The following is an 11,982-nucleotide window of genomic DNA, read 5'->3' as shown; positions in this document are numbered from 1 at the left end:
CGGCAGGGACAGCGTCCGGACACGCCGGGTCCGCCGTGCTGGGCGCCCGCGGCACGCCGTAACTCTTTACTTCTGTGTGCGTGCTGATCGATGCCGTGGTTTGATATTCCCGGCCGAGTGTCGGGCGCCGCGGTTCCCGACAGGTCATCCTGCACGTACTTCTGGGAGAGCTTCGTGGATCTGAGTCTCGAGACGCGCGACGTCGGCGGGCGAACCATCGTCGCCGTAGGCGGGGAGATCGACGTCTACACGGCCCCGAAGCTGCGCGACCGCATCACCGAGCTCGTGGCCGCCGGCACCTACCACCTGGTCATCGACATGGAGGCGGTCGAGTTCCTCGACTCCACCGGTCTCGGCGTCCTGGTCGGTGGCCTGAAGAAGGTCCGGGCCCACGACGGCTCGCTGAGCCTGGTCTGCAACCAGGACCGGCTCCTCAAGATCTTCCGGATCACCGGCCTCGCCAAGGTGTTCGTCATCCACGACTCCGCCGACGCGGCCCTCGCCGGGGCCTGACGCCGGCCACTGCCACCACCGCACCGGTCCGACGGACCGGAGCTGCGGCGCGCCCACCCGCAGCCCCTGCCGAGGTCTGCCCCGCGACACGCGCGTGACGCACGTCACCTCCCGTGCCTGCGAGGGGGTGGGTTCTGCGTAAACTCCGGCTCGGTCCCCTCGAGACCTGGGTCACATCCGGCCCGCTCACGCACGCCCTGACACACAGGAGGAACCATGGCCGGGATCCATCCCGCAGCTGTTGCCGACGTGGAAGTAGCAGGCGGCAACCTCGTCCTGGTCATCATCGTCGCCCTGATCTCGATCGGCGCCCTCGCGATGGCCGTGGTCTTCCGCCGCGAGGTGCTGGCCGCCGACGAGGGCACGCCGAACATGAAGACGATCGCCCAGGCGGTGCAGGAGGGCGCGGACGCCTACCTGCAGCGTCAGTTCCGCACCCTGGCGGTCTTCGCCGCGGTCGCCTTCTTCGCCCTGCTGGCCCTGCCCGCCGAGGACACCACCGTCCGGATCTTCCGCTCGGTGTTCTTCCTCGTCGGCGCCGGGTTCTCGGCCGCGGTCGGCTACCTCGGCATGAGCCTCGCCGTGCGCGCCAACCTCCGCGTCGCCGCGGCCGCCAACACCGTCGGTCGCGAGCCGGCGATGCGGATCGGCCTGCGCACCGGCGCGATGGTCGGCATGCTCACCGTCGGCCTCGGCCTGCTGGGTGCGAGCCTCGTCGTGCTGTTCTTCCAGGACGACGCTGCCCACGTGCTCGAGGGCTTCGGCTTCGGGGCCGCGCTGCTGGCCATGTTCATGCGGGTCGGCGGCGGCATCTTCACCAAGGCCGCCGACGTCGGCGCCGACCTGGTCGGCAAGGTCGAGCAGAACATCCCCGAGGACGACCCGCGCAACGCCGCCACGATCGCCGACAACGTCGGCGACAACGTCGGCGACTGCGCCGGCATGGCCGCCGACCTGTTCGAGTCCTACGCCGTCACGCTGGTGGCCGCGCTGATCCTCGGCTCGCAGGTCTTCGGCGACAAGGGTCTCGTCTTCCCGCTGCTCATCCCGGCCATCGGCGCGCTCACCGCCGTCGTGGGCGTCTACCTGACGAACCCGAAGGCCGGCGAGAACGGCCTGGTCACCATCAACCGGTCGTTCTACCTCTCCTCGGCCATCGCCGCGGTCGCCAGCGTCATCGTCTCGTTCGTCTACCTGCCCGGCGAGTTCGCCGACTTCGGCCTGGAGTTCTCCGGCATCGACGGCGACCCGCGGGTCATCGCCTCGGCCGCCGTCGTCATCGGCATCGTGATGTCGGCCGGCATCCTCGCCCTCACCGGCTACTACACCGGCACCGAGTACGAGCCCGTGAAGGGCGTCGGCCGGACCTCGCTGACCGGCGCGGCCACCGTCATCCTCTCCGGCCTCTCGGTCGGCTTCGAGTCGGCGGTCTACACGACGCTGGTCATCGGGGCCGCCGTGTTCGGCGCCTACCTCCTCGGCGGTGCCACCCTCACGGTGTCGCTGTTCGCGGTGGCGCTGGCCGGCACCGGCCTGCTCACCACGGTCGGCGTGATCGTCGCGATGGACACCTTCGGACCGGTCTCCGACAACGCCCAGGGCGTCGCGGAGATGTCGGGCGACGTCAGCGAGGAGGGGGCGAAGATCCTCACCGACCTCGACGCCGTCGGCAACACCACGAAGGCGATCACCAAGGGCATCGCGATCGCGACCGCCGTGCTGGCCGCCACCGCGCTCTTCGGGTCCTACGCGACCTCGGTCGCCGAGGCCGTGCTCGAGGCGAACCCGACCGAGGACGACCGACTCAGCTTCCTGGTCTACGACCCGGCGGTGCTGGTCGGCGTGCTGCTCGGTGCGGCCGTCGTCTTCCTGTTCTCCGGACTCGCGATCAACGCCGTGGCCCGTGCCGCCGGCGCCGTCGTGATGGAGGTGCGCCGCCAGTTCCGCGACATCCCCGGGATCATGGAGGGCACCGGTCGCCCGGAGTACGGCAAGGTCGTCGACATCGTCACCCGCGACTCGCTGCGCGAGCTCGTCGCGCCGGGCATCCTGGCCGTGATGGCGCCGATCGCGGTCGGCTTCGGCCTCGGCGCCACCGCGCTGGCGGGCTTCCTGGCCGGCGCGATCGGCACCGGCACCCTGATGGCCGTCTTCCTGGCGAACGCCGGCGGCGCGTGGGACAACGCCAAGAAGCTCGTCGAGGACGGCGCCCACGGCGGCAAGGGCTCCGACGCCCACGCGGCCACGGTCATCGGCGACACCGTCGGCGACCCGTTCAAGGACACCGCCGGCCCCGCGATCAACCCGCTCATCAAGGTGATGAACCTGGTCTCGCTCCTCATCGCGAGCGCGGTGGTGTCGATGAGCATCGGCGAGGACGAGAACGACCCGCTCCGCATCCTGATCGCCCTGGTCGCGACCGCGATCATCGTGATCGCGATCGTCATCTCGAAGCGACGCGGCTCGAGCATCAACGACGACGCACCGGCGGCGACGTCGAAGGCCTGACCCGCACCACGCACCGCCACGGTGACCCGTCAGTGATCACTGACGGGTCACCGTGATCTCGGAGGCGGGGGGCGTGGAGGGCAGCGACCGGGGCCCGTCGGGGCCTGCAAGACTGCGCGCGTGAACCCGGCCACCGCTCCCGCCCTCCGCGACGCCCTCGTGACCGCCGGCTTCACCTACGACGGCGTCGCCGAGCTGCTCGGGACGCGGGCGCACGGCGCCCTGGCCCGCAACGAGACGTCGCCCGGGCTCGCGCGCACCCGCGGCGGGAGCCCGCTCGAGACGCTGGTCCGGCTGTTCCTGCTGCAGACCACCGTGCCGCTCGTCGAGGCCGAGCGCGCGCTCCCGGGCCTCGTCGACCGGCTCGCCGTCGACGGGCTGGTCGCGCAGAGCGTCGGCGAGGTCGCGGCGCGCCTCGACTGCCGCCCGTACGCCGTGGGCCACGACGGCGGCGACGTCGACCTGTGGGTGGTGAGCGACCTGACGCCTGGTCTCGACGGCGGACCGCACCGCGTCGGGGCCGACCACGTGCTCGGGATCAGCCCGGCGTCGACGTCGCTGGCGCAGCTGACGCTGCGCGGCGAGGTCGGGTCGGCCCTCGACCTCGGCACCGGGTGCGGCGTCCAGGCGCTGCACCTGGCCCGGCACAGCGGCCGGGTCGTCGCGACCGACGTCAACGCCCGCGCGCTCGCGGTGACCCGCTTCAACGCGGCGCTGAACGGCGTCGAGGTCGACGTCCGGGACGGGTCGTTCTTCGAGCCGGTGCGCGGGGAGCGGTTCGACCTGATCGCGACCAACCCGCCGTTCGTGATCTCCCCCGCGACGGGCGAGCGGCTCGTCTACCGCGACTCCGGGCTCCCCGGTGACCGCGTCGTCGAGGACATCGTCCGCACCGCCCCGCGCCACCTCAACCCGGGCGGCTGGTGCCAGGTGCTGGCCAACTGGGTGATCGAGCGCGACCGCCCGTGGGACGAGCGGCTGGCGGGCTGGCTGCCCGAGGGGTACGACGCGCTCGTCGTCCAGCGCGAGGTGCTCGACCCGGCGTCCTACGTCGAGCTCTGGCTCAAGGACGCCGGCCTGCACGGCTCGCCCGACTACCTCACCCGCTACGACACCTGGCTGTCGTGGTTCGACGACCAGGGCATCGAGGCGGTCGGCTTCGGCTGGATCAACCTGCACGAGGCCGGCGGGTCGGACGGGCGCACCGAGCTCCTGTCGTGGCCCTACGACGTCGAGCAGCCGATCGCCGAGGCGGTCGGCGCCTGGGGCGCCGCCGTGCGCGCCGACGTCGGCCTCGACGACCACCTGCGGCTGCGACCGGACGTCGTCCAGGAGACGTACGGGCCGGTCGGCGCGGAGGACCCCGAGTCGATCGTGCTGCGCCAGCAGGTCGGCTTCCGCCGGGCCCGGACCGTCGACACGGTCGAGGCGGCGCTCGCCGGCACCTGCGACGGCGACCTGTCCGTCGGCCAGATCCTCGACGCGCTCGCCGTCCTGCTCGACCTGGACGCCGCCGAGGTCCGCACGACCTACCTGCCCGCGGTTCAGGACCTGGTGCGGCAGTCCTTCCTCACCCGCTGAGCCCGCGGGCCTCAGGCGCCCCGGAGGACCGCGAGCTTGTCGGCGGCCTGGTAGCCCTCCGGCACGCCCTCGACGATCGCGGCGACCGACCGGGCGTGGTCGAGACGCAGCGGCAGGATCGCCCGGTAGTCGGCGGAGTCGTACCACGCGCGGGCGGCGCCGCTGCTGGGGAACGCGATCACCACGACGTCGCCGTCCCAGGTGCCCTCGACCGGCGTGATGTGCCCGCCGTGCACCAGGAACCGGCCGCCGTACGGCGCGAGCGTGGCGTCGATCCGCGTGAGGTACTCGATGATCGCGTCGCCGACGTCCACCTCGCGCAGGTAGGCGACGGCGTAGGCGGGGGTCCTGCCGGTCTTGTCGGTCATCTCGGTCTGCTCGGTCATCTCGGTCTCCTCGAGTCGGTTGTCGGAGCAGCAGTCCACCCCACCGACGTCATCGGCGCGATGACCTCCGAGGTAGGTGCGGAGACCGACCGGCATGGGAGATATTCGGGACATGACCCAGGAGACGGGCGTCCTGCTGCGGGAGTGGCGGCGCCGGCGCAACATGTCGCAGCTCGACCTCGCGCACCGGGCGGGGGTGTCGAGTCGCCACGTCAGCTTCATCGAGACCGGGCGGGCGCGGCCGACGAGCGCGATGATCCTGCGGCTGTGCGACCAGCTGGCCGTCCCCCTGCGCGAGCAGAACCGGTGCCTCCTGGCCGCCGGCTACGCGCCGGCGCACCCCGAGCACGCGCTCGACGCCCCGCCGATGGCCGAGGTGGCCGCGGCCGTCGACGCGATCCTCGCCGCCCACCTGCCCTTCCCGGCGCTCGTGGTGGACCCGGGCTGGGACCTGGTCGCGGCCAACGACGCCCTCTACGCCCTCCTCGGCGACGTCGCGCCGCACCTGGTGGAGCCGCCGGTGAACGTCGTCCGGCTGAGCCTGGATCCCGAGGGGCTCGCGCCCCGGATCGTCAACCTGGCCGAGTGGCGTGCCCACCTCCTGGCGCGGCTGCGCCGCGAGCACGACGCCGACCACGACCCGCGGCTCGCCGACCTGCTGGCCGAGCTCGACGACGGTGCCGGCGAGCCGGCCGGGACGACGCCGGGCCTGCTTGTGCCCCTCCTGCTCCGGGTGGGCGACACCGTGCTGTCGCTCCTGTCGACGACGACGGTCTTCGGCACGCCCCGTGAGGTGACCGTCTCCGAGCTGGCCATCGAGGCGTTCTACCCGGGCAACGACGAGACCCGGCGGGCCCTGCTGGCCTAAGGTGCCACCGTGGCGACTCCAGGGTGGTACCCCGATCCGGCCGGTCAGGCGGGCAAGTTCCGGTACTGGGACGGCTCGGCGTGGGGCGACGACCTGCGCGACAACCCGCAGGGCGCGGCGCCCGGCTCGTCCGACGGCGGGCCCGGCCAGCCGCCGGCGACGCCGCCCCAGGGCAGCCGCTTCGAGGAGCCGACGCAGTACCCCGGTTCCTCGGCCCCACCCGGCAGCCAGCCCGGCGGCCAGCAGCCGGGGGGCTACCAGTCCTACGGCCAGCAGCCGCCCGCCCAGGGCGGCTCCTCCCAGCAGGGCGGCTACGGCCAGCAGCCGTACGGCGGCCAGCAGGGCTACGGCCAGCAGCCGTTCGGCCAGCAGCCGTACGGCCAGCAGGGCTACGGCCAGCAGGGCTACGGCCAGCAGGGGTACGGCGGCCAGCCCGGCTGGAACCCCGGTGCGGCATCGGGGGCGACCGGAGGATCGGGCGGCCCGGGCCGGGGCAGGACGGTCGGCCTGGTGCTGCTCGCGGTCGTGCTGGTCGCGGTGCTCGGCGTCGGCACGTTCTTCGGCGTCCGCGCCGTCACCGGTGACGACGGCGGCGACGGCGGCGACGAGGCCTCCGACACCGGTTCGCCCGACCCGACCAGCGACTCGACGTCCGACCCGACCGAGGACCCCTCGACCGACCCCACCGAGGACCCGTCGACCGACCCGACCGAGGACCCCGCCGAGGACCCCGGCGACCCGTTCGCGGCCGACGCCGCCCCGCCGACGTCCCAGCAGTGCACGGGCGGCGACCCGGCGGCCGGGGCGACCGGCGCGACCGGTGGCGCGATGACCGGCGGCGGCCTCACGCTGCCGCTGGTGCCCGAGTTCGACGACACGCAGAACCAGTCGGCGGCCTTCACCTTCGCGCAGGGCGTCTACGCCCCGAGCAAGGAGATCGAGGTCAACGAGGCCGCCCAGACCGGCTGGGTCGCGGTGTACGCGCTCGGCGCCCTGCCGAGGGCCAACGGCTTCGAGAGCCCGGGCCAGGCGGCCGGCGTCGTGCTGCAGTGCATGGCGGCCTCCTCGACGTTCTACTCCGGCTTCAGCGGCGGCAAGCTCCTCGACTCGGCCGAGGCCACCGTCGACGGGGCGCCGGCCTGGGTGATGACCGCGGAGATCCGCATCGACAACCCCGACCTCAAGGTCAAGGGTGACATCGCGAAGGTCGTCGTCGTCGACACCGGCGACCCGGAGACGTTCGGGATGTTCGTCAGCGTGGTCCCGATCGGCGACACCGCGCTGATCAGCCAGCAGGACGACTTCACCGGTCAGCTCGCCCTCCAGTAGCGGTCCGCGGACCGCCGCGACGACACGAGGTTCGCCACCACGCGCTACCGTGAGCCGCCGTGAGCCCCAGACGGGGTTCCGGGACGGAAAGCGAAACAGGACGCTGTGGCACACAAGCTGGTGATCGTCGAGTCCCCCGCGAAGGCCCGCACGATCGGCGGGTACCTCGGGGACGGCTACGTCGTCGAGTCGTCGATCGGGCACATCCGCGACCTCCCCAACAACGCCGCCGACACGCCGGCGAAGATCAAGGACAAGTCGTGGGGCCGGCTGGCGGTCGACGTCGAGGACGGGTTCACGCCCTACTACGTCGTGCCGCGCGACAAGAAGTCGCACATCAGCAAGCTCAAGAGCCTCCTCAAGGACGCCGACGAGCTCTTCCTGGCCACCGACGAGGACCGCGAGGGCGAGGCGATCGCCTGGCACCTGCTCGACGAGCTGAAGCCGAAGAAGGACGTCACCGTCAAGCGGATGGTCTTCCACGAGATCACCAAGCAGGCGATCCTCGACGCCGCCGCCAACCCCCGCGACATCGCGATGGACCTCGTCGAGGCCCAGGAGACCCGTCGCATCCTCGACCGTCTCTACGGCTACGAGGTCAGCCCGGTGCTCTGGAAGAAGGTCATGTCTGGCCTCTCGGCCGGGCGCGTCCAGTCGGTGGCCACCCGCCTCGTCGTCGACCGCGAGCGGCAGCGGATGGCGTTCCGCGCGGCGTCGTACTGGGACCTCGAGGGCACCTTCGACGCCGGCAGCAAGCACGACCAGCGGATGTTCCCCGCCCGGCTGCACAGCCTCGACGGCACCCGCGTCGCCTCCGGCTCGAACTTCGGCCAGGACGGGCGGCTCAAGGCGGGCACCGACGTCGTCCACCTCGACCGCGCCCGGGCCCAGTCGCTCGTCAGTGCGCTCGCCGACTCGACCTACGACGTCCGCTCGGTCGAGTCGAAGCCGTACCGCCGGTCGCCGTACGCGCCGTTCCGCACCACCACGCTGCAGCAGGAGGCCAGCCGCAAGCTCGGCATGAGCGCCTCGGTGACGATGTCGGTGGCGCAGCGGCTGTACGAGAACGGCTACATCACCTACATGCGTACCGACTCCACCACGCTGTCGGGCGGCGCGGTCGAGGCCGCCCGGTCGCAGGTGCGGGAGCTGTACGGCGCGGAGTACGTCCCCGACGCCCCCCGCAGCTACACGAGCAAGGTCAAGAACGCCCAGGAGGCGCACGAGGCGATCCGTCCGGCCGGCGAGTCGTTCCGCACGCCGGCGCAGACCGGCCTGACCGGCGACCAGTTCCGGCTCTACGAGCTGATCTGGATGCGCACCGTCGCCTCGCAGATGAAGGACGCCGTCGGCCAGTCCGTCTCGGTCCGCATCGGCGGCGCCGCGACGAGTGGCGAGGACGTCGTGTTCTCGGCGTCCGGGCGGGTCATCACCTTCCACGGCTTCCTCAAGGCCTACGTCGAGGGCACCGACGACGGCGGCGCGAAGGACGACCAGGAGACCCGGCTGCCCGCGCTCGTCGAGGGCGACGCCGTCTCCGCCGCGTCGCTGAGCGCGAACGGCCACGAGACCAAGCCGCCGTCGCGCTTCACCGAGGCCACGCTCATCAAGGAGCTCGAGGAGCGCGAGATCGGCCGGCCCTCGACGTACGCCTCGATCATCGGGACCATCCTCAACCGCGGCTACGTCTACAAGAAGGGCACCGCGCTGGTGCCGGCGTGGCTGGCGTTCTCGGTGATCCGGCTGATGGAGGACCACTTCCCGCGCCAGGTCTCCTACGAGTTCACCGCCGCGATGGAGACGGTGCTCGACGAGATCGCCCGGGGCGAGAAGGACCGCGTCACCGAGCTCGGCGAGTTCTACTACGGCTCCGACTCCGTGCAGGGCCTGCACACGCTCGTCACCGAGCTCGGCGACATCGACGCCCGCGAGAACGCGACCTTCCCGGTCGGCGACGCCGACTCCGGGATCTTCCTGCGCGTCGGGAAGTACGGCCCCTACCTCGAGGGACCCGACGACGACGGCAATGCGCTCGGCCGGCGCGCCAACGTGCCCGACGACCTGCCGCCCGACGAGCTCACGCTCGACAAGGCCAAGGAGCTGTTGGCCAACCCCGCCGGCGAGGAGATCGCGCTCGGCCGGCACCCGGTGACCGGGCTCGAGGTCGTCGCGAAGAACGGCCGCTACGGCCCCTACGTGACCGAGCTGCTGCCCGAGGACGCCAAGAAGAGCGACAAGCCGCGCACCGGCTCGCTGTTCAAGTCGATGTCGCTCGACACCGTCACCCTCGACGACGCCGTCAAGCTGCTCTCGCTGCCGCGCGTCGTCGGCGTCGCGCCCGCCGCCGAGGGGTCCGAGGAGGAGGGCGAGGAGATCACGGCCCAGAACGGCCGCTACGGCCCGTACCTGAAGAAGGGCACCGACTCCCGCTCGCTCACCAGCGAGGAGCAGCTCTTCACCGTCACCCTCGACGAGGCGCTGGCGATCTACGCCCAGCCCAAGCAGCGTGGCCGCGCCGCCGCGGCACCGCCGCTCAAGGAGCTCGGCAACGATCCCGTCTCGGGCCAGCCCGTCGTGGTGAAGTCGGGCCGCTTCGGCGAGTACGTCACCGACGGCGAGTACAACGCGACCCTGCGCAAGGACGACTCCGTCGACGCGATCACCCTCGAGCGGGCCGCCGAGCTGCTCGCCGACCGGCGCGAGCGCGGTCCGGCGAAGGGTGCGAAGAAGGGCGCCAAGAAGGCGCCGGCCAAGAAGGCCGCGGCGAAGAAGACGACCGCGAAGAAGACCACGGCGAAGAAGGCCACCGCCAAGAAGGCCACGGCGAAGAAGACCACCGCCAAGAAGGCGTAGGCGGCGTGCTGCCCGCGTCCCAGCCCGCGTCCCGGTCCCAGCCCGTGTACGCCGATCGCGGGGTCTTCGTCTGCTTCGAGGGTGGCGAGGGCTCCGGCAAGTCGACGCAGTCGAGGCGGCTCGCGACCTGGCTCCGCGCCGCGGGGCACGACGTCCTGCTCACCTTCGAGCCGGGCGACACCCCCGTCGGCGCGGACCTGCGGCGGATCGTGCTGAGCCCCGAGACCGGCGCCCTCGCCGACCGCACCGAGGTGCTCCTGTACGCCGCCGACAAGGCCGAGCACGTCGAGACCGTCGTCCGTCCCGCGCTGGCCCGCGGCGGCGTCGTCATCACCGACCGGTACGTCGACTCGACGCTGGCCTACCAGGGCGCCGGCCGCGCCCTCGACGTCGCCGAGGTCGAGGCCGTCGCGCGCTGGGCCACCGGCGACCTGCGCCCGCACCTGACCGTCGTCCTCGACCTCTCGCCGGAGGCCGGGCTGGGCCGCTTCGAGGGTCGCGACCGGATCGAGGCCGAGTCGCTGGAGTTCCACGAGCGGGTGCGCGCGGCGTTCCCGCGGATGGCCGCCGCCGACCCCGACCACTACCTCGTGCTCGACGCCCGCGCCGACGTCGACGACATCGAGGCCGCCGTCCGGGCAGCGGTGACGCCCCTGCTGGGGGCGGCGGGGCGCTGAGGTCGCCTCGGCAGGTGCGGGTCTGCTCCGCGCCCCACGCCGGCGCCCCCACGGTGGAAACCGTCGGTGCCGCCCCGTAGGTTCGCCGCGTGACCCCGTCCGCCGTCGAGACCGAACCCGCGACCGGGGTGTGGGCCGGGCTGGTCGGCCAGGAGCGCGCGGTCGACGTGCTGCGACCTGCGGTGGCCGGGCACGGGATGACGCACTCGTGGCTGTTCACCGGGCCGCCCGGGTCGGGGCGGTCCAACCTGGCGGTCGCGTTCGCGGCCGCGCTCCAGTGCGAGCAGGGCGGCTGCGGCGAGTGCCACGCGTGTCGCACCGCGCTGGCCGGCACGCACGCCGACGTCGACGTCGTCCGCACCCAGAAGCTCTCGATCGGCATCGACGAGGTGCGCGACCTGGTGCGCCGCTCCGCGCTCGCCCCGGCCGGCCGCCGCTGGCAGGTCATCATCGTCGAGGACGCCGACCGGCTCACCGAGCCGGCCGCCAACGCGCTGCTCAAGACCATCGAGGAGCCCAACTCCCGCACCGTCTGGATGCTGTGCGCCCCGACCGTCGAGGACGTCCTGCCGACGATCCGGTCGCGCTGTCGCCAGCTCACCCTCGCCACCCCGAGCCCGGCCGCGGTCGCGGCCCACCTCGTGCGGCACGACGGCGTCAGCGAGACGCTCGCGTCGTACGCCGCCCGCGCCAGCCAGGGTCACATCGGCCGGGCCCGCGCGCTCGCGCTCGACGACGCCACCCGCGAGCGCCGCCGCACGGTGGTCTCCTACCCGACCTCGCTCACCAGCCTGGGCGCGTGCATGCGGGCGGCCACCGAGCTCGCCGCCGTCGCCAAGGAGGAGGCCGACGCGATCACCGGCGACCTCGACGCCCGCGAGAAGGCCGACCTCGACGTCCAGTACGGCGTCGTCGACCGCGGACGGCGTCCGCGCGAGTACGCCCCGGCGCTGTCGGCGCTCGACAAGTCCCAGAAGACCCGGGCCAAGCGCCGGGTCATCGACGTCGTCGACCGCGGCCTGATGGACCTGGTCTCGGTCTACCGCGACGCCGTGGCGGTGGCGCTCGGCGCGCCGGGGGAGCTGGTCAACGCCGAGATCCGCGCCGACGTGGAGGAGGTCGTGCGCACCTCGACCCCCGAGCTCAACCTGCGCCGGATCGGCTGGATCTTCGAGGCCCGCCAGCAGATGGTCGAGTTCAACGTCCCGGTCGCCTTGGCGCTGGAGTCCATGATGGTGGCGCTCAAGGTGCCGAGCTCGTGAACGGA

9 protein-coding genes are annotated in these 11,982 nt (G+C 72.6%); 8 read left to right on the top strand and 1 reads right to left on the bottom strand.

Features of this window, described 5'->3' with window-relative positions; translation table 11 throughout:
- Positions 1-174 precede the first annotated feature (174 nt).
- The 3 genes from E4623_RS17480 to E4623_RS17470 all read left to right on the top strand — a co-directional run bounded on the left by E4623_RS17480 (position 175) and on the right by E4623_RS17470 (position 4,602).
- A complete protein-coding gene (locus E4623_RS17480) occupies positions 175-513 on the top strand; it encodes an anti-sigma factor antagonist (protein ID WP_134767852.1) in 339 nt (112 codons plus the stop codon).
- Positions 514-729: 216 nt separating this feature from the next.
- On the top strand, positions 730-3,021 hold the full coding sequence (locus E4623_RS17475; protein ID WP_134767851.1) for a sodium-translocating pyrophosphatase: 2,292 nt from the start codon (positions 730-732) through the stop codon (positions 3,019-3,021).
- Positions 3,022-3,141: 120 nt separating this feature from the next.
- Positions 3,142-4,602 (top strand): class I SAM-dependent methyltransferase, encoded by a 1,461-nt coding sequence (locus E4623_RS17470; RefSeq protein ID WP_134767850.1) that lies wholly within the window; start codon positions 3,142-3,144, stop codon positions 4,600-4,602.
- Between the two features lie 11 nt (positions 4,603-4,613).
- On the opposite strand, the gene E4623_RS17465 is transcribed toward E4623_RS17470, so the two are convergent.
- Positions 4,614-4,988, bottom strand: a complete 375-nt coding sequence (locus E4623_RS17465) for a DUF1330 domain-containing protein (protein ID WP_134767849.1) — start codon at positions 4,986-4,988, stop codon at positions 4,614-4,616.
- A gap of 112 nt (positions 4,989-5,100) precedes the next feature.
- Between E4623_RS17465 and E4623_RS17460 the strand changes: the two genes are divergently transcribed.
- From E4623_RS17460 to E4623_RS17440, 5 genes are all read left to right on the top strand, one after another.
- A complete protein-coding gene (locus E4623_RS17460; RefSeq protein ID WP_134767848.1) occupies positions 5,101-5,856 on the top strand; it encodes a helix-turn-helix transcriptional regulator in 756 nt (251 codons plus the stop codon).
- A 9-nt stretch (positions 5,857-5,865) separates the two neighbouring features.
- Complete coding sequence (locus tag E4623_RS17455; protein ID WP_134767847.1) at positions 5,866-7,185, top strand: DUF2510 domain-containing protein; 1,320 nt, start codon at positions 5,866-5,868, stop codon at positions 7,183-7,185.
- 105 nt (positions 7,186-7,290) lie between these two features.
- Positions 7,291-10,038, top strand: a complete 2,748-nt coding sequence (gene topA, locus E4623_RS17450; protein ID WP_134767846.1) for a type I DNA topoisomerase — start codon at positions 7,291-7,293, stop codon at positions 10,036-10,038.
- A 5-nt stretch (positions 10,039-10,043) separates the two neighbouring features.
- Complete coding sequence (gene tmk, locus E4623_RS17445) at positions 10,044-10,715, top strand: dTMP kinase (protein WP_134767845.1); 672 nt, start codon at positions 10,044-10,046, stop codon at positions 10,713-10,715.
- Positions 10,716-10,804: 89 nt separating this feature from the next.
- Positions 10,805-11,977 (top strand): DNA polymerase III subunit delta', encoded by a 1,173-nt coding sequence (locus E4623_RS17440; RefSeq protein ID WP_245155151.1) that lies wholly within the window; start codon positions 10,805-10,807, stop codon positions 11,975-11,977.
- Positions 11,978-11,982: the final 5 nt, after the last annotated feature.

The sequence above is a fragment of the Nocardioides sp. 1609 genome (assembly GCF_004522105.1).
Lineage (GTDB): Bacteria > Actinomycetota > Actinomycetes > Propionibacteriales > Nocardioidaceae > Nocardioides.
Note: the sequence above shows the minus strand (reverse complement) of the source record. Positions and strands in the feature narration are given on the sequence as shown.